This is a genomic window from Mycobacterium sp. ITM-2016-00318, from assembly GCF_002968285.2.
In the GTDB taxonomy this organism is placed as follows: Bacteria; Actinomycetota; Actinomycetes; order Mycobacteriales; family Mycobacteriaceae; genus Mycobacterium.
In genome coordinates this window covers 122,557-144,771 of record NZ_CP134400.1, presented here as the reverse complement: position 1 = coordinate 144,771, position 22,215 = coordinate 122,557, and the positions used below count along the sequence as shown (strand labels likewise).

The 22,215-nt window shown below is 66.6% G+C and carries 21 protein-coding genes; 5 read left to right on the top strand and 16 right to left on the bottom strand.

The window, feature by feature from the left end:
• Positions 1-76 precede the first annotated feature (76 nt).
• Positions 77-802: a pirin-like bicupin family protein gene (locus tag C6A82_RS00715; RefSeq protein WP_199193946.1), complete on the top strand. Its 726-nt coding sequence runs from the start codon at positions 77-79 to the stop codon at positions 800-802.
• Positions 780-2,090, top strand: coding sequence for a sorbosone dehydrogenase family protein (locus C6A82_RS00710; protein WP_105348597.1), 1,311 nt, complete (start codon positions 780-782; stop codon positions 2,088-2,090). The genes C6A82_RS00715 and C6A82_RS00710 overlap by 23 nt, the downstream gene beginning before the upstream one ends.
• On the opposite strand, the gene C6A82_RS00705 is transcribed toward C6A82_RS00710, so the two are convergent.
• On the bottom strand, positions 2,087-2,386 hold the full coding sequence (locus C6A82_RS00705) for a GlsB/YeaQ/YmgE family stress response membrane protein (protein WP_105348596.1): 300 nt from the start codon (positions 2,384-2,386) through the stop codon (positions 2,087-2,089). The genes C6A82_RS00710 and C6A82_RS00705 overlap by 4 nt on opposite strands.
• Positions 2,387-2,588: 202 nt before the next feature.
• Between C6A82_RS00705 and C6A82_RS00700 the strand changes: the two genes are divergently transcribed.
• Genes C6A82_RS00700 through C6A82_RS00690 form a run of 3 tightly spaced genes read left to right on the top strand, consistent with a single transcriptional unit; the run spans position 2,589 to position 6,705 of the window.
• Positions 2,589-3,632: a phosphodiester glycosidase family protein gene (locus C6A82_RS00700; protein ID WP_105348603.1), complete on the top strand. Its 1,044-nt coding sequence runs from the start codon at positions 2,589-2,591 to the stop codon at positions 3,630-3,632.
• Between the two features lie 5 nt (positions 3,633-3,637).
• A complete protein-coding gene (locus C6A82_RS00695; protein WP_105348594.1) occupies positions 3,638-4,486 on the top strand; it encodes a hypothetical protein in 849 nt (282 codons plus the stop codon).
• 50 nt (positions 4,487-4,536) lie between these two features.
• Entirely contained in the window at positions 4,537-6,705 is a 2,169-nt protein-coding gene (locus C6A82_RS00690) for an acyltransferase family protein (protein ID WP_105348592.1), read from the top strand.
• Positions 6,706-6,722: 17 nt separating this feature from the next.
• Here C6A82_RS00690 and C6A82_RS00685 read toward each other — a convergent pair whose 3' ends face one another.
• From C6A82_RS00685 to C6A82_RS00615, 15 genes are read right to left on the bottom strand one after another with little or no spacing between them, the layout of a single operon-like run.
• Entirely contained in the window at positions 6,723-7,496 is a 774-nt protein-coding gene (locus C6A82_RS00685) for a fructosamine kinase family protein (protein WP_105348601.1), read from the bottom strand.
• On the bottom strand, positions 7,489-8,334 hold the full coding sequence (locus C6A82_RS00680; protein WP_105348591.1) for an SDR family NAD(P)-dependent oxidoreductase: 846 nt from the start codon (positions 8,332-8,334) through the stop codon (positions 7,489-7,491). The genes C6A82_RS00685 and C6A82_RS00680 overlap by 8 nt, the downstream gene beginning before the upstream one ends.
• A 40-nt stretch (positions 8,335-8,374) precedes the next feature.
• Positions 8,375-9,031 (bottom strand): YoaK family protein, encoded by a 657-nt coding sequence (locus C6A82_RS00675; RefSeq protein WP_105348589.1) that lies wholly within the window; start codon positions 9,029-9,031, stop codon positions 8,375-8,377.
• A 9-nt stretch (positions 9,032-9,040) separates the two neighbouring features.
• The gene (locus C6A82_RS00670) at positions 9,041-10,015 is read right to left on the bottom strand and encodes a mammalian cell entry protein (protein WP_105348588.1); all 975 of its coding nucleotides are present in this window, start codon (positions 10,013-10,015) and stop codon (positions 9,041-9,043) included.
• Positions 9,982-10,533, bottom strand: a complete 552-nt coding sequence (locus C6A82_RS00665) for a mammalian cell entry protein (RefSeq protein WP_105348586.1) — start codon at positions 10,531-10,533, stop codon at positions 9,982-9,984. Before C6A82_RS00665 ends, C6A82_RS00670 begins: the two co-directional genes overlap by 34 nt.
• Complete coding sequence (locus C6A82_RS00660) at positions 10,530-11,510, bottom strand: RDD family protein (protein WP_105348585.1); 981 nt, start codon at positions 11,508-11,510, stop codon at positions 10,530-10,532. Before C6A82_RS00660 ends, C6A82_RS00665 begins: the two co-directional genes overlap by 4 nt.
• A complete protein-coding gene (locus C6A82_RS00655; RefSeq protein ID WP_105348584.1) occupies positions 11,507-12,172 on the bottom strand; it encodes a hypothetical protein in 666 nt (221 codons plus the stop codon). Before C6A82_RS00655 ends, C6A82_RS00660 begins: the two co-directional genes overlap by 4 nt.
• Positions 12,142-13,689 carry a virulence factor Mce family protein gene (locus tag C6A82_RS00650; RefSeq protein WP_105348583.1) on the bottom strand — a complete coding sequence of 516 codons (1,548 nt, stop codon included), beginning with the start codon at positions 13,687-13,689 and terminating at the stop codon, positions 12,142-12,144. The genes C6A82_RS00655 and C6A82_RS00650 overlap by 31 nt, the downstream gene beginning before the upstream one ends.
• Positions 13,690-13,692: 3 nt before the next feature.
• Positions 13,693-14,868 carry a virulence factor Mce family protein gene (locus C6A82_RS00645; protein WP_105348582.1) on the bottom strand — a complete coding sequence of 392 codons (1,176 nt, stop codon included), beginning with the start codon at positions 14,866-14,868 and terminating at the stop codon, positions 13,693-13,695.
• Positions 14,868-16,502 (bottom strand): virulence factor Mce family protein, encoded by a 1,635-nt coding sequence (locus C6A82_RS00640; protein WP_105348580.1) that lies wholly within the window; start codon positions 16,500-16,502, stop codon positions 14,868-14,870. Before C6A82_RS00640 ends, C6A82_RS00645 begins: the two co-directional genes overlap by 1 nt.
• Before the next feature lie 3 nt (positions 16,503-16,505).
• Positions 16,506-18,110, bottom strand: coding sequence for a virulence factor Mce family protein (locus C6A82_RS00635; protein ID WP_105348579.1), 1,605 nt, complete (start codon positions 18,108-18,110; stop codon positions 16,506-16,508).
• On the bottom strand, positions 18,107-19,138 hold the full coding sequence (locus C6A82_RS00630; protein ID WP_105348578.1) for a virulence factor Mce family protein: 1,032 nt from the start codon (positions 19,136-19,138) through the stop codon (positions 18,107-18,109). Before C6A82_RS00630 ends, C6A82_RS00635 begins: the two co-directional genes overlap by 4 nt.
• Complete coding sequence (locus C6A82_RS00625) at positions 19,135-20,436, bottom strand: MCE family protein (protein WP_105348577.1); 1,302 nt, start codon at positions 20,434-20,436, stop codon at positions 19,135-19,137. The genes C6A82_RS00630 and C6A82_RS00625 overlap by 4 nt, the downstream gene beginning before the upstream one ends.
• Positions 20,437-20,439: 3 nt before the next feature.
• A complete protein-coding gene (locus C6A82_RS00620; protein ID WP_105348576.1) occupies positions 20,440-21,309 on the bottom strand; it encodes an ABC transporter permease in 870 nt (289 codons plus the stop codon).
• 1 nt (position 21,310) lies between these two features.
• Positions 21,311-22,027, bottom strand: coding sequence for an MlaE family ABC transporter permease (locus tag C6A82_RS00615; protein WP_396836845.1), 717 nt, complete (start codon positions 22,025-22,027; stop codon positions 21,311-21,313).
• Positions 22,028-22,215: the final 188 nt, after the last annotated feature.

The window sequence follows — 22,215 nt, the reverse complement described above, 5'->3', positions numbered from 1 at the left end:
CGTAAGTGCGAACGACAGGTTTGGGCCCCGGAGCAGCGTTATCCACAGACTCGGACCGCTCGCTACCCTGGGGTGGATGACGTCATCGGTAGACATCCGCCGCGGGTCCGACCGGGGCGCGAGCAGGACGGAGTGGCTCGACTCCCGACACTCGTTCTCGTTCGCCGGTTACTACGACCCGGAAAACACCCATCACGGGCTGCTGCTCGTCAACAACGACGACATCGTTGCCGCGGATGCTGGGTTTGATACGCACCCGCACCGCGACATGGAGATCGTCACCTGGGTGCTGGAGGGCGCGCTCGAGCACCGCGACTCGATGGGTAACTCGGGTGTCATCTACCCCGGTCTGGCTCAGCGCATGTCGGCAGGCACCGGCGTGCTGCACTCGGAGAAGAACGGATCGGCAAGCGAGCGAGTGCATCTCGTGCAGATGTGGGTTGTCCCCGATGAGGCGGGCATCGATCCCGGCTATCAGCAGGTCGAGATCGACGACAGGGGGTTGACCGGCGGATTGATGACGATTGCAGCTGGCCGCGGTGACAACGCCGCCGTCCACCTCCACAACAGGAACGCCGCGCTGCACGCTGCGCGGATACAGCCAGGACAGGTCGTCGAGTTGCCGGATGCGCCTTTCCTGCACCTCTTCGTGGCACGCGGCGCGGTGACGCTCGAAGGCTCCGGGCCGCTGCGCGACGGGGACGCCGCCCGCTTCACCGGCGCAGGCGGCCAGCGCGTCACCGCCACCGAACCGTCCGAGATCCTAGTGTGGGAGATGCATGCCGATCTGGCCTCCGCGTGACGCCGTCGTCGTGGGCCTCGTCGGCCTCGCCACGCTGGCCGGATGTTCGTCAGAGTCAGCTCAACGGCAGTCACCCGCGTCCGCGTCGTCGACCACACCGGCCGCGCCGGCACCCGGTTCACCGAATCTGGTGTCCGCACCGCTGAAGGTTCCCGGCGACCTGGCCCAGGCGCCGCTCGACGAATCGCGGCAGGCGATGATCCCCGAGGGCTGGACAGTCGGTGTGTGGGCGCGGATTTCGAAGGCGCGCCTGGAAACTTGGACGCCTGACGGCGCCCTGCTCGTATCGCTGCCAAGAGCCGGCCAGATCGTGAAGCTGACACCGAAACCCGGTGCGCCGCCGGAACAGTCGACGCTGCTCGATGGCCTCGACCAGCCGCACGGCATGGCGTTCGCCGGGCCGACGCTGTACGTCGCCGAAAGCGATCAGATCGACGCGTACGACTACGTCAACGGCGCGGCGATCAATCCGCGGACGGTATCTGCCGACCTGCCCGATGCCAAAAGCCCCGAACTCAACGGCGCCTACGCGCATGCGCTGAAGAGCGTCGCCGTCGGTCCCGATGGGGCCGTGTACTTCTCGATCGGGTCGACGGGCAACATCTCCGCCGAGGACCGCGACGCCGACCCACCGCGCGCGACGATCATGCGCATTCCGCCGGGCGGTGGCGTCGCCGAACCGTTCGCGACGGGTGTCCGCAACGGCACCGGCCTCGCCGTCGCCCCCGATGGTTCGATCTGGACGGCGGTCAACAACCGCGACAACGCACCCGATCCAGACGGCAACCTCGACATTCAGTATGTCAACGACCATCCACCGGAAGCGCTGGCGCGATTGACTCCCGGCCGCGAGTTAGGTTGGCCCTACTGCAATCCCGACGGCGGGCCTGCCGACCTGCCCTTCGTTCGCGACATGTCGACCAACGAGGACGGGGCGCGGATGGACTGCGCAGCGCTGCCTCCGGTGGAGCAGAGCATGGGCGCGCACGCGGCACCACTGGGCCTTGCGTTCACGACTGGGGCGCTGCCGGCACCGTACACAGATGGTGCACTTGTCGGCATCCACGGTTCGTGGAACCGACAGCCGCCGCGCGCACCGGAGGTGTCGTTCTTCCCGTGGCGCAACGGCACTCTGGGCGATCAGCAGACGTTGATGGGCGGCTTCCAAGCCGAGGACGGCTCCCGATGGGGCCGCCCGGTCGCGGCTGTCGTCGGACCGGACGGCGCCATCTACGTCAGCGACGACTACGCGGGAGCCGTTTACCGCTTGGCGCCACCTGGGCGTTAACGCGCCGTCGGCGTCGTCCTGGTCGTCCTGGTGGCCCGGCGACCGGTAATGCCGACGTAGACCGCGATCAGGATGATCGCGACGATGATTCCGACGAGGAACGGGATGACCTGCCAGCCGCCGTTGGAGTTCTGGTAGCCCAACTGATAGGTCAACCACGACCCGATGAACGAGCCGAGCGCGCCGAGGATGATCGTCATGATCACGCCGATGTTCTGCTTACCAGGCATGATGAGTCGCGCAAGCGCGCCGACAATCAAGCCGACGATCAAAGCGCTGAGAATCGTTCCGATCATGTCTGCTCCTTCGAATGAGTTCCGACCCAGACGGGATTACCCACTCGGCGGGCGATTCCACGCCCGTAGGGTGCGATACCCAATCGTGACGTCGCTGTTACTGAAGGTAACTGTGAGGTTGGTGTGATTGAAGTGATTCCACTTCCTCGTCTTTTGTCGAGAGGCAACCGTGTCGACTGTCGCGGCGTTCAGCCGGCGCCTGATGGCGTACGCCGCTGCGCTGATGCTGTGCGCCGGGCTCGCGTCGACGGTGGCACCGGTCGCCCGGGCAGATGGCCGCACACTGCTCGCCGGAGCCATCGCAAACACCCGCGGGTCGTATCTCGTCTACAATTTCGGTGACGGTCACCCAGCCCCGATGTTGAATGCGGGCGGCGGCTGGTACGAGATGAACAGCGGCGGCCACTTGATGACGATCAAGAACGCCGCGGGCCGCCTCAAGCCTCGACTGCTCGTCGACAGCCATCAGGGCTACCAGGGTCGGTGCGAACGCGATCCAGGTGCGCGCACCGGCGAGGGGCTGTGGCAGGCCTCCGAGGTGTTCGCACCGCTCGAGGCCTGGCAGGCGCTCGGTCAGCCGACGATCGCGATCAACGCCAACTTCTTCGATGTGCGCGGCCAGAAGGGCGGTTCGTGGCGCGACACCAAATGCAGTTCGCCGCTCGGCGCCTACGTCGACAACACGCGCGGCCAGGGCAGGGCCAACGCCGCCGTCACCGGCACGCTCGCGTATGCGGGTAAACAGGGACTTTCCGGCGGCAGCGAACACTGGTCGTCGTTGGCCACCATGATCCTTCCGTCCGGCGGTGCTCCCTATGTCGTCATGCCCAAGGGCCCTGACGACTACGACTCCGCATCGCCGGAGATCCAGAAGCTTCTCGACCAGAACGCGCGCTTCGTCGCGGTGGCGGGCATCGGCCTTCTCGCGCCGGGTGACACCGGGCAGCTCAACGACGGAGGACCAAGCGCAGCGCGGACCGCGGTCGCCTACAACCGCACCAACGACCAGTTGTACGTCTTCCAGGGCGGAAGCTACACACCCGACCAGATTCAGGACCTGTTCCGCGGACTGGGCTCCGATAGCGCGGTGCTGCTGGACGGAGGTGGATCGTCGGCGATCGTGCTGCGCCGTGACACCGGCGGAATGTGGAGTGGCGCAGGCGTTCCCAAGGGCAGCTGTGATACTCGCCAGGTACTTTGCGATTCGCGTGAACGCGCGCTTCCGAGCTGGCTCGCCTTCGCCTGACGCAGATGCTGGAGTTGACGCGCCGCACGCTGTTGCGGCTGGGCACCGGGCTCGCCGGAGCCTGTGCACTCGACCCGATCCTGCAGTTGGGGCTCGCCACCGCGTCGGGCGCACCGCCCGACCAACCGTCTCCCTCGTCGGCCAAGGCCACACAGACCTACTTCACCGGCTCGTTCGTCTCGGCGGCACGGGGCGGCCTCGAGACCAAGTGGGCGATCGCCGTGCCGCCCGGCCGCTTTGCGCGGCCGTTGCGCACCGTCATCGCATTGCACGGTCGCGATATGAACGCAGACGGCGTCATGGGTATGGGCGTCGAGGCGGTGTTGGCCGAATTGGCGAAGGCCGGCTACCCGCCGTTCGCGGTGGCGGCGGTTGACGGTGGGAACGGGTGGTGGCACCGGCGCGTCACCGGTGAAGACTCCGGATCGATGGTGTTGAAAGAGTTCCTGCCCATGTTGACGAGCAAGGGCCTGGACACTCGGCGGGTGAGTCTCATCGGATGGTCGATGGGCGGCTACGGCGCCTTGTTGCTCGGCGGTGTATTGGGCCCGGCGCGCACCGCGGCGATATGTGCCGTGGCGCCCGCACTGTTCACCGACTACGGCGAGGCGATCGCGGAACATGCGTTCGACGGCCCGGCGGATTGGTTCGCGTATTCGGTCTACGGCACACCGGCGCTGTCGGAGATCCCGTTGAGGATCGATTGCGGGGCAGGTGACCGGTTCTACGACGCCACGAAACAATTCGTCGCGTCGCTGCGTAAACCGCCGTCTGGAGTCTCGTTCGTCGGCGGACACGACGCGTCGGCCTGGCAGGAGAAGCTACCGCGAGAGTTAGCCTGGTTGTCGACGTAGCGCGTTGATCCCGGAAGAGCTCTGGGTCTCGTGAGACGATCGTTACTCGAGTGAACAGAGTTGCGACGTCCCCCCGATCTGTTTCCCGACGCGGTTTCCCTGCGAGCGGGCGGACGACTCCGCCGCAGAAGGGGTTTCGCCCGGACATCGAGGGCTTACGGGCCGTCGCCGTCATCGCCGTGGTGCTCTACCACGCCGGCGTGCCCGGCGTCAGCGGCGGCTTCATCGGCGTCGACGTCTTCTTCGTCGTTTCCGGCTTCCTGATCACCGGCCTGCTGTGGCGAGAGGCGTCCGACAGCGGCACCGTTCGGCTGGCCCGGTTCTACGGGGCGCGGGCACGACGGCTGTTGCCCGCGGCGGTCACCGTTCTTGTGGCTACCTGTGTTGCGTCGACGGTGTTGCTGCCTCCGCTGCAGGCGCGAAGCGTTCTCGGCGACGGCATCGCGAGCGCGCTGTATGTCGGCAACTACCGGTTTGCAATCCACGGCACCGACTATCTGGCCGTAGATGCGCCGCCGTCGCCGCTACAGCATTACTGGTCGTTGGGTGTGGAAGAGCAGTTCTATCTGCTGTGGCCTGCGCTGATCATCGGCACCGCTTGGGTTCTGGCGCGGGCGGCCCAGCGTATTGGCGCGCGATCGGTGACGCCGTATGTGTTGGTGCTCGGACTGTTGGCGGCGGTGTCGTTCGCGCTGTCGATGGCGTGGACCGAGAACTGGCCGTCGTGGGCGTTCTTCTCGCTGCCCACGCGGGCGTGGGAGTTGGCGGTCGGCGGGCTGGTGGCGTTGACCGCCGGTGCGTGGCGGCATCTGCCGGGTCCGTCGACGGCGCTGGTGGGCTGGGGCGGCCTGGCACTGATACTCGTCACGTGCACTCAGATAGGTGAGGGAACGCCATACCCGGGGACGGCGGCGCTGCTGCCGGTGATGGGTACGGCGCTGATCATCGGCGCTGGTTGCGCGACACCGGATGTCGGCGTGGGTCGGCTCCTGTCGAAGCCGGCGATGCGAATGATCGGCCGGTTGTCCTACTCGTGGTACCTGTGGCACTGGCCGGTGCTGCTGCTCGCGCCCGCGGTGATCGGGCACCCGTTGGGGCTGACGGGCAAGTCGGCGATGGTGGTGGTGTCGTTCGGGTTGGCGATCCTGACGCTGCATCTGATCGAGAACCCGGTGCGGTTCGCGCCGTCGGTGAAGGGCTCATCGCTGCGGAGCTTGGCGGTCGGCGGTGTGCTGACCGCTCTAGCGGTCGCGGTGTGCCTGGTGCTGTTGACGGTCAGACCGGTACCGGTGGGCCATGGCATGGCGGCGGCGCCGGTGGCTCCCGTCGCACCGGTTGAGTCCGCGGATTCGTCTGCAAAGAAGGCTCCTCCACCGATGTCGGTGCGCGATCAGGTGTTGGCGGCGGTGGCCAAGTCAGCCGACGGCGGTCCGGTGCCGTCGAATCTCACGCCGGCTTTGAACGCGATCGCGAAGCCCGAGGTGTTCGTCAACGGTTGCGTGCTTTCGTGGAAGGACGTGGCGCAGCCCGACTGTGTCTCAGGCGATGTGGGTTCGCCGGCGACGGTGGCGTTGGTGGGCGACTCGCATGCGGCGATGTGGCAGCCGGCGCTGGAACCCGTTGCGCGTGAGAAGCACTGGCGACTCGCCACGATGAGCAAGGTGTTGTGCCCGTTTCTGGATCTACCCATCAACAGCCCGTATCTCGGCCGCAAGTTCACCGAGTGTGAACGGTGGCGGGGAGACGTGATGGCGCGGCTCTATCGGGACAAGCCGCAGATGATCGTCCTCGACATGTCGCGCAGATACGGTGCGGACTTCGGATTCACGAGTTATGACCAGGCATGGCAGAACCGCCTGACGCTCGTGGTGCGAACCTTACGGGCAACAGGCGCTGAGGTCTTGGTGCTGGGACCGGTCGCGGATCCGCATTCGACAGTGCCGACGTGTGTGTCTGCACATATGGATGATGCCGCCGCGTGCGCGCCCCCACGAACTGACGGTCTCAACGACGCTGGCATCGCGGCGGAGGCCGCGGCGACAGCAGCGGGCGGCGGCCAGTACGCGAAGCTGTCGGAGTTGTTCTGCACGGCGGAGCGGTGTCCGGTCGTTGTCGGGAACACCTTGGTGTACCGGGACGACAACCACATCACGACGGAGTACGCGAAGGTGCTCGTACCATTGCTGACCGAGATGGTCGAGCGGGCCCTAGCCAGCTAGGCGCGTTGCTACACACCTCAGTCGTCAGCCAGCGCCACCGCGCTCCTCGCGGCTCTTTCCACCTGGCGTACGTAGCCCGATCCGAACAACGCGACGTGTGCCAGCAGCGGGTACAGCTGATGAAGTCCCACCCTGGCCCGCCAGCCGTCCCGCAGCGGTCGCACGCTCTGGTACCCCGCCAACACCTCGTCGAGATGCGGGCATCCGAACAATTGCAGCATCGCCAGATCGGTTTCCCGATGCCCGCCGTGCGCCGCCGGGTCGATGAGCACCACACCGTCGGCCGTCCACATCACGTTGCCGCTCCACAGGTCCCCGTGGATGCGCGCCGGCGGGTCGTCGTCGTCGAAGTCACCCGCTCGGCATCTCTCGATCACCGCGTCGACCAGTCGCGCCGCCTCGTCGCTCAGCCGCCGCTGGGCCCGATCGGCCATCGGGCGTAACCGCTCTTCGGCGTAGAAGGCGCCCCACGTCGGACGGCCCCTCAACGACATCGGCAGCGGCTCCGCTAATGGACCGAAGAAGCCGTCCTCGCGCCAGCCGTCCGGACCCGAGCCGAACAGCTGCGCTCCCGCGTCGTGTGTCACGGCAAGTCGAGATCCGAACTCCTGCGCCGCATCCCGTGTCGGTGCCACCGAATCCAGCCGCTCTAGCGTCAACGAGCGCTCGTCGTAGTCGATGACGCGCGCACATCGCGCCCCGCCGTCGACCGCCAGCCAGCGCAATGCCGCCGCCTCCAGCGCGAAGAAGCCTGGCGGCGCGCTGAGATTGGTCTTGACGAACTCAGCCACGCGGGCGGCGTGGAAGCCCAACCAACATCGTCATCACCCGATCACTCAGCGCCGTCGGCAGATTCGGCACCACGGCCGCCTGAATCTTCGGCAACAGTCCGACCACGTACCGGGCCCGCGGCCTGCGGGCGGTCAGCGCATCCTCCACCACGGCGACCACCTTCGTCGTCGGCGACGCCATCCTGCGGGCCCGCGGCACGAATTTCTTCATGCCCGCGATGTGTTTGGCGTATAGATCGCGGTCGTCGGGAGACATGTCGGCCTCGATCTGATCGACCATGTCCCCCGCCGTGCGCCACATGTCGGTGTCGGTCTGCGCCGGTTCGATCAGCACCACCGGCACGCCCCAGCCCCTCAACTCGACCCGCAACGCGTCACATGCCGCCTCGAGCGCGAACTTCGACGCGGAGTACGGCCCGAGCATCGGCGTCGCGATACGGCCGTTCACGCTCGAGATGAACACCGCCCTTCCCCGCGACTCACGCAGCTTCGGCAGCACCGCCCGGGTCACCGCGAACTGCCCGATGACATTGACCTCCAGCACCTTCCGCCAGTCGTCCGGCGTCACCGTCTCCACCGGACCGCCGACGGCCACGCCCGCATTGTTGACCACCGCGTCGAGCCGCGCGGGCAACGCATCGGCCAACTTCGCGATGTGGTCCGCGTCGGTGACGTCGAGGATCACCGCGGACACCCGCTGGGTGTCTACCTTGGTGATCGCATCGGCATCCTGCTCACTGCGTACGCCGGCGACGACGTCCCATCCGGTCGACGCCAGATGCTCGACGATCGCCTTGCCGATGCCCCTGGCCGCGCCGGTGACGAGAACTGTTGGCATAGCCGTGACCTTAGTCGTCGGCCGGGACCGGCGGTCCGAACTAGAACAGAACAGCCGTCGTCGCCACCAGCGCCGCCACCATCGCGATCACCGGCGCCACCATGAACCGCGACAGCGTTGCCCCGACCACCGCTCCCGCGCACATCGTCACCACGACGGAGAGACGCAGCGTCCTTCGCTCGCCCTTCCCTCCCGCCAACCTGCTGTCCACACCGAAGCCGACGATCGTCGACGTCAGCACCGTGGTGCTCAACTCCTGGATCCCGAACTCCCGAGCCGTCGCGTTCTGGCTGCCGAAGGCCACCGCCAGGCCGGCGATCAGGATCAGCTTCGTGTCGTCGTGGTAGTCGAGCACGCCGGTGCCCGCGAGCATCGACAACGTCAGCAGCAGCGCGCATTCCACAGCGAGCGCCACCGTCACCCAACGTCGGGTGTCGTGCTGGAGGTGACGGGAGAATCGACCGCCGAGGACGGCACCCGACAGGAAGCTCCCGAAGGCGACGACGGCTGCCGTCATGTCGACGACGTTCTGCTGCGCGAACCAGAACCCGAGGAACACCACGTTTCCCGTCATGTTCGCGACGAAGACATGCCCCAGTACGAGGACGCTGATCGCGTCGATCATGCCGGTCCCGAACGTCAGCAGGAGCAACCCCGTCACCGTCAGCCGATTCGAGACCGGGGAGGTGACGGACACGGCGCCGGCCTACAGCTGCGGGGTCAGATCCAGCGTGGTGATGGTCGTCATCCTGGTGATGCGCCACTCGGTGTGGTCGCGCTTCATCTCCAGTCGGTAGGAAAGATACCGCAGCGACGGAATGTTCTTCGAAACCGGGCTGGTGGCAATCGAATTGGTGTACACCACGGCTGACGCGTCGGTCGATGTCACGGATTCGACGGCTGTGCCGAGCACCGAGGTGGTGTTGGTGACCTGCGCCTGCTTGTTGGTCGCCACGATCGAGTCGATGAACTTCTTGTACTGGAAGGCGAAGTCACCTGTCAGGTAGCGGGCCGACCGCTCGCCCAGCGAGTCCATGTTCTCGGGGGTGTACGACCACAGCGTGGTGATGGCGTTCGCGGCCGTCCGGGCGATGTTCAGCTTGGTTTCGACCAGTGCGTTGTTCGCGATCACCGGCTGCGCCGTCGCACCGAGGAACGCACCGCCCGCCACGAACAGCACGGCGGCCGCCGCCGCGACGATCTTCATGCGCTTACCCGCAGGCCGGTGCGGCACGAGAACGGTTTCCTCGGCGGCGATCTCGCCTTCCGCTGGCTCCTCCGGCTCCGCCGCTTCATCGTCTGCGTCCACCGGCTCGGCGGTTTCGCCGACGGTCTCCTCGGCCGGGGCCACGGCGTCGACGGGCTCGTCCGCCTTCTCCTCGACCGGAACCGCAGCGGGCTGATCCTTGCCGCGCCGCAGGAAACCCCGTCGGCGGCCCTTCTTGGTCGGCGTCTCCTCGGCGGGCGTCTCCTCGACGCTCGGCGCTGGCAGTTCGACAGGGTCAGCGGACTCCTCCACCTGGACCTCGTCATCGACGGGCGCACTCGCCTCGGCCTCCGGTTTGGTGGCACGGAGTTTCTTGCCGATCGGCATCCGATGTCGTCCACGAGGCGCCGGCGCCGAAGGTGCCGCGGCCGCATCCGTGGTCAGATCACCTGAATCAGTTGGCTGATCTTCCACAGCTGCCCTTCCTTCTTCGCCGTTACCACCCAACGGTTTCCACTCTCGATGGACTTACCGCTCGGGTCCTTGCTCGAGATCTTGGTGGCGACGAGGACGTCGGCGCTGCCATCGTCGTTCCAGCGCTGCACACCGGCATCCATCACCGTGCCCTGCGTGGGCTCCACCCGAGCCACCTGGACGAGGATCTCGTTGATCTTCTCCTTGAACATCTCGGCGAAGTCACCGGTGGCCTGCGACTGGATGCGATCGCCGTAGTAGTTGGCCTGGAACGGGTCCAGCGTCGTGTACGTCGTCATGAACGACTTCACGTAGCCGAGCACATCGGCGTCGCGGACCTGTGTGCGGCGATCGTTCTCGTGCGACACCAACATCAGCGTGCTCGCGGTGATGGCCGCCGCGATCAGCACACCGGCGACACACGCAACAAGCGGAAGTCCCCACTGCCGTTTGGGTTTCGGCGGCGGCGCGGTGTAGAGCTCGGGCTCCTCGGCGTCGATCTTGCGGCGTGGGCTCATCGCGGCGCCTGCTCCTGCATCAATGGCTTCTTCAGCACGCTCAGGCTTGCCACCCGCCACTTACCGTCGCGTGACTTGTCGAAGTCCACTCGCACCGTCGCGGTGATGAACCGCAGGTCCTTCGGATCGGTGCCGCGCTGGCCCTGCATGGCCAGAAGCATCGCCGCCCGGTCCGCGTCCGCCGACAGCACCGCACTGCTCACCGCCCAGTACTCGTTGGACACCGGGCCCTGCTTCTGCACGGCCTCCTGCTGGGCGACCAACTGCGAACGGTAGCTGTCGGTGGCCAGTGACTGCGCCCGGTCGAAGTCGTCCTTGAGCGTGTCGACGTTGTAGGTCAGCATCTGCTCGACGATCTTCGGCCCCTGCTCCGCGATCTCGGTGCGGGCCTGATCGACGGCCCGCTCGTGGCGGTACACCACGGAGTAGTTCAGTGCGACGAACGCCGCGCACGCCACGACCGCGGCGACGATGACCTTCGCCGCCGTTCGGCGCATATTGCGGACAGGCCGGTCCACCCGGTGAACCTCGGTGCGCACCAACAGGTCTGCGAATGTCCGGTGGCGGGAGTCCCACAACGGCCACAGCCATCCGATGAAGAGCAGCGCCGTGTCCAACAGGTGTGCGAAGTCCCGGACCATCAGCCGCACGAAGCCGGCAGGTTCGTCGTCGCCCCGGCGCACGACCCTGAGGCCGACCACCGCCCGGCCCAAACTCCACCCCGTCGTGGTGGGCAGTAGCCAACGATTGGCCAGCACGAGGAGCACGATGACGGCGGCCGCGATCATGTACACCCACCACAACCAGCCACGCTGCGGCGCGGTCGCCACCAGCGGCGCCAACACGGCGAGCACACCGACGCCGAGCAGCACGTCGAGGCACAGCGCGCCCGCGCGCGCCTGCCACGACGCCAGCGGAAGCGCCGACGACTGAACGTGCACCGCCGTCTTCGCGCTCGCGTCGAGAACAGCCGTCACGACGTGACCTGTTCCAACTTGTCGATCCGGTACTTACCCTGATCCGGCGTCATCGTGACCCGCAACCGGTAGCCCGACTCCTGATTTTCCACGTCGGAATTCGTCACCTTGATGCGTACGGCCACCAGGACGTCCACCGATCCGCTGGGGTCGTGGCGCTCAACGGCGGCACGCATATCGGACACCTGCACCTTGACGTTGGCGGCCCGGTACGCCTCGACGAGGACGCCGCCGAACGTGGAGGCCTGCGCGCCGAACGCGCCGGTGGAGCACTCCATGATCTTCATCTGTGCGGCAGACATCGCATCGGTGTCCGGCGCCTGCAGCGCCGCGACACAGTCCTTGGCGGCCTGGAGGGCGGCGGCATCGTTGCGGTTGACCTCTTCGATACCGTGGTTGTCGCGGATCAGCAGGATGCCACCGACCACAGCGGCGATGGTCAGTGCCACCAGTCCCGCGCAGATACCGGCCATCCAGCCACGGCCGAGCCGCGGCGGACGACGGGCGACTGCATCTGACGGCTCAGCCTCCTGGGTTGGCTCGTCGACGGTGTCCCGGTGCTCCTGGCTCGTCTGCTCTTGTTCAGATACTGCTACCGAATCGTCCGGCGCGTCCTCAGCATCGGTGGGGTTCAGCTGGCGGGTGCCAGCATCTCCTTCCATCCGTCGTCTCCTGGGTTATTCGAATTGCTGACGGAGTACTTCACGCCGTCGGGCCCAACGACCTCGCCGCTTGTCGGGCTGTAGACCGCACTGCCTGGTGCCGGAGTGTACGTGCACGGGTTGGGCTGCTGTCCACTGCACTGGACGCTGCCCTGGTTCGGCGGGGTCAGCGGGTCGCTGACCGGCTGCGGTGATCCGCCAGGCGGCAGTTGGTCGGCTGGCAGTGGGTTCATACCGTTGTTCACCGACGGTGCCGGTATGACGTACCCGGGCTTGACCGGCTGGTCGCAGCGAGCGGCTGGTGCCGGGCAGTTGACGATCTGGTTCGGATCGCCGTACCAGGGGTTGGTGCCCAGCGGGATGTAGGGCTTGTCGTCGCGGCACTCCTTCGGAGTCGCCGCACGCTTACCGGGCACATCGGCGCACGGGTAGTTACGCGCACCGCGGACGACGTTCTGGACGTCCTTGGGGATCTTGCAGTACGTGCCTGCGGGCAGCGGCGCCATGGAAGTGTCGGCAGGCGACCGCCACTCGGACGCGGGTAGGAAGCCGGTGAGGCACGGCGGCGGCTGATTGATCGACAGGCCGAAGTGCAGCAGGCCCTCCCCTTCGAAGATGGTGCCTGCCTGCGCGACCGTGCCCCCCTGAGGAAGGATCACCAGCGCCTGCTCAAGGCCCTTGTTGTAGCGCTTGAGCATGTCGATGACGACCGCGAGGTTCGCCAGCGTCTGCGGCAACGATTCGCGGACGTCGCTGAACGTGGCCGTCACCTGATCCAGCGTCGGCGCCGCCTGCTGCAGTCCGCTTCGCAACGCCTGGTCCTCCGAAGCCGACTGCGCGGCAAGGATGTTGAGGTTTCTCGACCATTGCGAGATGTTGTCACGGGAATCGGCCTGGCTCTGCAGGATCGGCGTCGCGTTTTCGATGATGTCGTTGACCTGAGGCAGGTTCTCCTGGAAGCCTTGCGCCAGGTTCGTCGTGCCGTCGACCAACCGTTGCAGCCCGGGGCCCAGGCCACCAACGGCCTTCGACGTCTCCGTCAGCAGCGAGTCGATCTTCTCCTTGGGCAGCACGGCGAGACCCCGGTTCGCCGAATCCAGCGCAGGACCCACCTCGCTGGGCACCGTGCCGGTGGTGATCGTCTGACCGTCTGCCAGGTACTGACCCGGGTTGCCGGTCGAGACCAGGTCGAGGTACTGCTCACCGATCGCCGAGACGGAGTGCACATTGGCAGTGGCATCGGCCGGGATCTTGTACCGGTTGTCGATGCTCATCTCGGCGCGTGCGCCGTTCTCCGTGGGCTCGACGGAGGTGACCTTGCCGATCTGCGTGCCGCGGTAGGTGACGTTCGCCGTGGCGTACAGGCCGCCCGAGCGCGGCAGGTCGGCGCTCAGCGTGTACTGACCGATGCCGGCCAGGCTCGGCAGCCGCAGGTAGTACCAACCCAGCACGACCAGGGCGAGGATCGTGAGAATCGTGAAGAGGACCAGCTGGAACTTGATGAACCTGGTCAGCACTGCTCACTCACCCCTTTCCACTAACGGTCCGCCGGGTGCGTCGTGCGGGTTCGGCGTGTAGCGCAGATCCGGGATCATCGTCTCGGGATTGCGGCCCCAGGCCTGCTCGAGGGCGCGCAGCATGCCCGCCACACCGGTTCCGGACAGGAAGCCCTGGTCCAGCGAACTCAGCGTCAGGTCGACGTTCAGCGACACGTTGATGTAGTCGCCGCGCACGACCTTCGGCACGTTCTCGATGCTGAACGGCGCCGTGAACAGGAACCTGAGCGCGCCGACGAGGTACGGCGAGGCCTTGCCCAGCTGCTTCAGCGGACGCTGCAGGTTCTGCAGGTTGGTGTGCAGGTTGTCGCTCGTCGGCGCGAGCGCGTCGTCGGCAGCGTTGCTGATGCGGCCCAACGACTCCACCGCGTCGGCGAACAGATCCCGTGTATCGGCGAAATGCTTGATCAGCGGCGGGAATTCGGTCAGCACCCGATCCAGCGTGCTGGTCCGCTGACCCACGATGTTCAGCAGCCGGTTCGTCGAATCGATCGCCCGCGTGATGTCGTTGCGCTGCTGATTGAGTTCGTCGGTGAAGGTGTCCAACCGGTTCAGGAACTCGCGGATCTGGTCGGCGCGACCGGTCAGCAGGTTGTTCACCTCGGTCTGGATGACCTCGATGTTGGGTATCCCGCCGCCGCGCACGATGGTGGCGATGCTGGCCAGCGTCCGCTCCGTCGTCGGGAACGCCGACGCATTCTTCAGCGGGATCGTGTCGCCGTTGCGCAGCTGCTGCGACGATGGGTCCGGCGGCGGGTCGAGCTGCACGTGCTGCGACCCGAGAAGGCTGGTCTGGCCGATCTTCGCCAGCGCGTTCTCCGGCAGCTTGATACCCGGTTGCAGATCCAGCGTCAGCGTGGCGATCCAGTTCTTCAGCTCGATCGAACGCACCCGGCCGACATAGACGTCGGCGACGCGCACCCGGCTGTTGACGTTGAGCGCCAACGTATCCGGCATCTGCACGTAGACCGTCATGTGGTCGGGCGCTGTGCCGGGGCCACCCGGCAGCGGCACGTTCGCGATGCCGCGCCAGCCACAGGAGGTCAGCACGAGACCGACCGCCACCAGTCCGGCGGCGCGCCGTGCGATGCGGCTCCACTTACGGGCCCCGAACGTACGTGCTCCTCGCGTGCGCGGCATTAGCCCCCTCCTGCTTCAGCGGGCAGCGGTGGTCCGGCCGGTGCCGGTGCTACCGCAGGCGCGGCAGCGGGCGCGGGCGAGATGGCGCCGAGCGGATCGCCGGGGATCACGCCGGGTGATGGACCAGGCGGCGGTCCCGGCTGCGGGTACCACGGCGGCGGCAGCGGATTGCGCTCGTCGTAGGCGTTCGGCGGGCCTGGCAGCCTGCCGTTGTTGACGCCGAAGGCCGGTGGCGCGCCGGGGATCACACAGTCGGGTCCGCCGAGCAGCTCGGCGAGGCATTCCGGGGTCAGGTTGCGCTCGGTGTGCGGCTGCACCTCGATGCCCTGCATGCCCGGTGCGGTGACCCAGCCCGGCTCGTGGTTGCCGTGCGAGAACAGGGTGTCGCGCGACCAGATGCCCGGCACGGTCGTGTCCTTGTATCCCGGCGCGGGGCGCAGCCGGTCCTCGGAGTACGAGATCTGCTTCGGCAGCGTCATCGCCGTCACGAACTGGTTGATGCCGATCGGCGGGAAGTTGAACTTGATCGCATCGAGGATCGGCGCCAGGTACTGCGCGCACAGCTCAGCCGATTCCTGGTAGCCGAGTCGGCTGCCCGCCTGAATCGAGCTGCAGATGAACTGCATCGGGTTGGCGAAGTTGGCGATCGTCGGCAGGCCGACGATGCCACCCGCGTTCGGCGACGAGATGTTCATCAGGTTCGACGCGAGGTTGGGGAAGACGTGCAGGCCGGTCTCGAGACCGTTGAGGGGCTCCGGCTGCAGGATCGCGTTGGTGACCTCGGCCAGGTTGTCGATGTCGTGGGCCAGCACCTCACCGTTCTCGCTGATGAACCTGCGTGTGGTCGTCAGCAGATCGTTGAGATCGTTGAGCGCCGTGGCGAGTTCGTTGTCGGTGTTGGTGAACGAGTTGGTGAACGTGGCCAGGTCGTTGTTCAACGCGACGAACTGCTGATCGCTCTGGTACAGCGCGTTGACGAACAGCGCGAGGCTCTTCACCACCGAGAAGAAGTCGCCGCGGCCCTCGTTGAGCGTGGTGACCGCTTCGGACAGACCGGTGAGCGTCTTGTTGAGCTGGTCGCCCTTGCCGGCCAGGCCGTCGGAGAAGGACTCGATGACGTCCCCGAACGGGCCCTTGGGCTGATCCGGCGTCGGGCCGAGGTCGGTGAGGATCCGGTTGATCGAGTCGCGCAGGTCGTCGTACTCGACCGGAACCTGGGTGCGGTCGATCGGGATGACCGCGTCGTCCTGCATCTCGGGCCCACCGGTGTACGGCGGCGACAGCTGAATGGTGCGCGACGCGACAAGGCTGGGGTTCAGCACGGACGCGGTCGCGTTCGCGGGAACCTTGTACTTGTTGGCGTAGTTGAAGGTGACCTTCATCTTGTCGCCTGCAGGGTCGATCGAGTCGATCGTGCCGACCTTGACGCCCATGATCTGGACCTTGTCGCCCGGATACAGCGCCAGGGTCTGCGGGAAGTAGGCGACCACGGTGTTGTAGGTCAGCTTCTTGTACAGCTGCCAGCCGACGATGCCGGCCACCAGCGCCAGCACCGCGACGAGCGCGCCGACGATCACCGTCGTCCGGGAGACGTTCGGCAGCTTGAAGTTTCGTACGTTGAAAATAGTTGACATGTCTTAGGGCCCCGTTCCGCTCTGCGAACCAGGTGGGAGGTACGGCGGATTGCCGGGGAACGGCGGCGTGTCGGCAGGCGGCACCTGCTGTCCGGGTCCCGGCGGCGGCGGCGGTCCGTTGAGCGCCGGCGGCAGCGGCGCGATGCCGGGCGTGAAGTCCGGTCCCTCCGGCGGCAGTGGGCCGACCGGCACGGTGCGCGCACCGTGCGGAGCCGGTGGCAGCGGTGCGGGCACGCCCCCCATGTCGGGCGGCAACTGGCCCGGTACGGCCGCCGCGGGCACGCCGGGGGTGAAGCCGGGACCGTTCGGGTTCGGCGGGGAGGTGATCACGTCGGGCAGGGTGTAACCCTGTCCGGGTGGGGCCGAGTACGGATTCGGGCCGAACGGGCCGTGCGGCTCGTCGGCGCACGGCAGCGGATCGCCGGGCCGCGGAAGGGTGCCCGGCGCGGGCGTGTACGAGCACGGGTGCCCGGCGACGACCGCGGGTCCCGGGTTCGCCGGGGTGCCCTCGAGCACGTCCGGTCCCGGCGCGGGCGCACCGTTGGGGAATCGAGTGCCGTTCGGGTCGGGGAACCGCCATGCGGGCAGACCCGCGTTGCGCCAGAACTCCTCGGGGTCGATGCCTCGCTTCTTGAAGGCGGCGTCGACGAACGGCTGCAGCAGCCACGGCGGGAGCAGGTTGACGAGCATGACCTTGAAGAAGGGGCCCGAGGCGATGGCCTCGGCCAGCGACGCGGTGAACTTGCTCAGCGTGGACAGCACGTCGACGAGGTCGAACTTGCGGTCCACGAGGATGTCGCTGATCGTGCGCAGCTGTTCCAGCACCTTGTTGAGGTTCGGGTTGTCGTTGACGAAACCGGCGATCTGAGCGGAGAACTCACTGACACGCTCCAGGAGCATGCTGACGGCGTACTGACGTTCGTTGATCGCCCCCAGCAGCGTCTGCGCGTTCACCAGAAGGGCGTTGATCTGCTCCGAGCGGTTGCCGAGCACGCCCGCGATCTTGTTCGCGTTGGCCAGCAGCTGCCGGACCTCTACGTCGCGCTTGCCGATCGTGTCCGAGAACCGGGCCACCCCATCGAGGGCGGCGCTCAGGTGCGGGTAGGTCTGATCGATGGTCTCCGACAACACGTTCAGCGAGCGCTTGACCGTTTCGGTGTCCCAGCCCTGCGCCGCCTTCGTCACGTCGAAGAAGGCGTCGTAGATCTGGTACGGCGTCGTCGTCTGCCCGAGCGGCAGGGCGGCGTTGGGCTCGAGGACCGTCGTGCCGCGCGACTCGATCTCCAGGTTCTTGCGGCCCAGGATCGTGTCGGTGCGGATGGCCGCGCGGCTGTCGGTGCCGATCTGCGTGCCGCTCAGCGTGTAGCCGATCTTGACCTTGTCGCCCTCGATCGTGAACGACTGCACCTTCCCGATGTCGACGCCCGCGATGCGCACCTTGTCGCCACCGCTCAGACCGCCGGTGTCCTGGAAGTACGCGTAGTACGACGGTTCTGCGAACAGCATCGGCACGCTGGTGAAGCTCTGCCCCACACCGATCACCAGGAGCGTGATGAGAATGCCCATCAGCCCGCCCCTGACGCGGTTGCTACCCTCCAGGGTTCTCATTGCGGCGTGCACCTACCCGTGGGCTGCGACCAGACCTTCACCGTGCGAACCGGTCCGCCGGGCTGCAGGCCGGGCAGCTTGAGCGTGACGTCGCAGGCGTAGAAGTTGAAGAAGTCGCCGTAGACGCCGCCCGCGCGGCCGATGATCTTCAGCGCGGTCGGCAGCCTGGTCAGGATGTCGTTCAACTGGTCCTTCTGGTCGACGAGCGGCTGCTGGATGACCTCGAGGTGGCTGATCGTGCTCTGCAGCAGCGGACGGTTGTCGGCGAACAGATCACCGATGGTGCCCGCCGCGTCGCTGATATCCGCCACGGAGGTCGCGATCGGGTCGGCGCGGTTCTTGAGTCCGGTGATGAGCTTCTCGAAATCCACGACCGTCTCGTCGAACTGCTGTTGGTGCTTGACGGTCGTGTCGAGCACGTTGTTCAGGTTGCGGATCACGTCGCCGATGGCCTGGTCGCGGTCGGCGAGCGCGGACGTCAGCTGCCCCGTCTGATCCAGGATGTCGCTGATGGTGCCGCCCTGGCCCTGGAAGATCGTGACTATCGACTGGGCGATGTTGTTCACCTTGTCGGGGTCCAGCGCGCGGAACAGCGGGCGGAAGCCGCCGATCAACGCGTCGAGGTCCAGCGCGGGTTCGGTGCGCTCCAGCGGGATCGTCGAGCCGCCGGGCAGACGCTTGTTGTCGTCGCCACGCTTGAGCTCCAGGTAGCGGTCGCCGATCAGGTTCAGGTAGCGGATCGACGCCGTCGTGCCCTGGAACAGCTGCAGGTCGCGTTCGACCTTGAAGTCGACCTTCGCCACCCGTCCGCCGTCCTGGATCTCGACCTTGGAGACCTTGCCGACCTCCACGCCGGATGCCCGGACGAACTGGCCGGCGCGCAGACCGCTGGCATTGCTGAAGATTGCCGAGTAACCGGTCGTGCGGTCGAAACGCATCTGACCGAACACCACGATGATGATCGCGGTGAACAGCAGCAGCACCAACGCGAAGATGCCGAGCTTGATGGCGGTACCGGTGATTTTCATGGGTTGATCGTGTGCTCCCCGAACTGACGGCCCCAGACGTATTCGATGCCCGGAGTGATGAGGGGCGCGGCGGCGACCAGCGGCACAGGCAACGTGGGAATGACGATCGGCAGCAGGCAGGGCGGCAGGCCCGCGCAGCCGAACGGCGACGCAAGCTCGATGTGGTTGTACGGCGCGATCGACGCACCGGTGTCCATCACCAGGTACGGGTTCGGCCAGAGGTCCCTTGTCACGGGCTGCCAGCAGCCGGGTCTGCCCTCTGGACCACCGCGGGCGTTCACGCGGGGCAGGTTGTCCGGGTAGACGTAGGCGTTGCTCGCACCCAGCACCAGCGAGTGGGTGTTGAGCGAGTAGCCGTTGCCGCCGAGCGACGCCGCGACCCTGGGCTCGACGTCGTGGTAGTTACGGATCGTGCAGTACAGCGCGGGGCTGTATTCGTCGAGCAGTGCCGACGTCGGCAGCAGGTCCTCGGCGCCGCGGATCAAGTATGGGCCGCTCTTCTCGAAGATCTCGGCGCCGACGTTGCCGAATCCGATCGAGGCCATCAACGCGGCGTCGATGTTGCCCTGATTCTCGTTCAGCGTGCGCGCAGTGGTGACGGCGTTCTCCAGCCCGTCGAACAGATCGGGTGCGGCGTCGGCGTACACGTCGCCGAGGTCGGCGAGCAACTGGTTGTCGCGGCGGATCTGCGGCATCCTCGGGTTGAGGTCGCCGAGGATCTCGTTGCCGTTGATGATCGACTGACCGAACCGCTCGCCGAGGCCCTGCAGAGCCTGCGCGGTCGCGCTGAGCGTCTGGTTCAGCTTGATCGGGTCGACCTTCTCCGAAATCGAGGTGATCGTCTCGAAGAGGGTGTTGAACTCGGTCGTCACGTGGGTCGCGTCGATCACGTCGGCCGACGTGATCCGCTGAGGGCTCGGGTTCTTCGGCGACGTGAACGAGACGTACTTGTTGCCGAACACCGTCGTTGCGCTGATCTTCGCGTCGACGTTCTTCGGGATCAGGTTCAGGTACTTCTTGTCGATCTCGAGCAGGATCTTGGCCCGCGTGTCGTCGCCGACCGAAACCTCGCTGACCTCGGACACCCGTCCGATCTCGACCCCGTTGTAGGTGACTTTGGAACCCGGATCCATCACGAGGCCTGCGCGGGCGGACATCATCGTCACCTCTTCGCGCGGCAGGAAGTCGCCGCGGAACTGCAGGTACACCAACACGATCGCCACGATCGTCAGCAGCGTGAGCACCAAACCGGCCAACTTGTACGGCGGTGTGCGCGGAGCGTTCAGTGGGGCCGTCATGCGCTACACCGTGAGGTTGAAGTTCGGGTCGGTGCCGTACAGCGCCAACGATGCGAACAGGACAACACACACGATTGCGACAAGTGAGGCGCGCATCGACCGGCCGACGGCCTCGCCGACGCCTACCGGTCCGCCGCTGGCGAAGTAGCCGTAGTAGCAGTGGTTGAGCATGACGATCACCGAGATGATGATCGCCTGCACGAAGGACCAGAACACGTCGTCCGGGCGAAGGAACGTCCGGAAGTAGTGCTCGTAGGTGCCGATCGACTGACCGTAGAAGAAGGTCGTCGTCACCTGAGCCGACAGGAACGACATGATGATCGCCATCGCGTAGAGCGGGATGATCACCACGAAGCCGGCCATGATGCGGGTGGAGACCAGATACGAGATGGACTTGATGCCCATCACCTCGAGGGCGTCGATCTCCTCGCTGATCCGCATGGCGCCGAGTTCCGCTGTGGCGCCCGCGCCGACGGTGGCCGCCAGCGCCTGCCCCGCGACGACCGGCGCGGCGATGCGCACGTTGATCATCGCGGCAAAGAACCCGGTGAACGCCTCGACACCGATGTTGCCGAGCGACGCGAAACCCTGGATCGCGACGAGGGATGACCCCGACAGGGTGACGAAGCCGACGATGGCGACGGTGCCGCCGACGACCGCCATGGCGCCGGTGCCCATCCCGATCTCGGCGATCAGCCGCAGGGTTTCCTTGCGGTAGTACCTCAGCGCGTGGCCGATGGAGCCGATCGCGGTGACGACGAACCACGCGACGTGGCCGACGCTGTCGAGGAAGCGCGCCGGTGCACCGGCCAGCTTCTCGGTGCGCGCGTAGCCGCGGGGGAAGCGGGCCTTGAGAACGTTCGTCGTGCTCACGTCAACTCCCCGTGCCGAACCGGACACCGATGGTGGTGAGCACGACGTTGACCGCGAACAGCGCGATGACGCAGAGCACAAGCGTCTCGTTCACCGCGGTGCCGACGCCCTTGGCGCCGCCTGCGACGGTGAGACCGCGGTAGCAGCCGACCAGGCCGGCGATCAAGCCGAACGTGGTGGCTTTGATGACCGAGATCAGCACCTCGGGCAGTCCCGTGACGAGCGTCAGCGTGGACACGTAGGCGCCCGCAGACACGTTCTGCAGATAGACGCCGAAGATGAAACCGCCGACGAGGCCGATGGTGATCACGGCGCCGTTGAGCAGAAGAGCCACGAACGTCGACGCGACCACGCGCGGCACCACGAGCCGGTGGATCGGATCGATGCCGAGCACTTCGAGGGCGTCGATCTCTTCGCGGATGGTGCGGGCGCCGAGGTCGGCGCAGATGGCCGTCGATCCGGCGCCTGCGACGACGAGCACGGTGACCAGCGGCCCCAGCTGAGTGACGGCGGCCAGTGCCGCGCCCGCACCGGAGATGTCGGCCGCGCCGAACTCCGTCAACAGGATGTTGAGGGTGAAGATGAGCAGCACCGTCAGAGGGATGGAAACGGCGAGCGTAGGCAGGAAGGAGACCTTGAAGAGGAACCAGCTCTGCAGGATGAACTCCCGCCACTGGAAATCGCGCCGAGCCAGCGCCTTGCCCGTCAGCACGCACATGCGGACGAACCCGCCCACTGCTTCCAACGCAGGCCGGGTCTGATTGGCGACGTAGCCGCCGAGCCCTTGCTGCGTGGCCGTCACCGGCGCGCTCCCACGCTCAGGCCGACGTGGCCGCACGGCAATACCTGTCGCACGCCCCCTCCTTGCACTGAACCCCTGTCTGTGACCACCGTCTCCCTACTGAC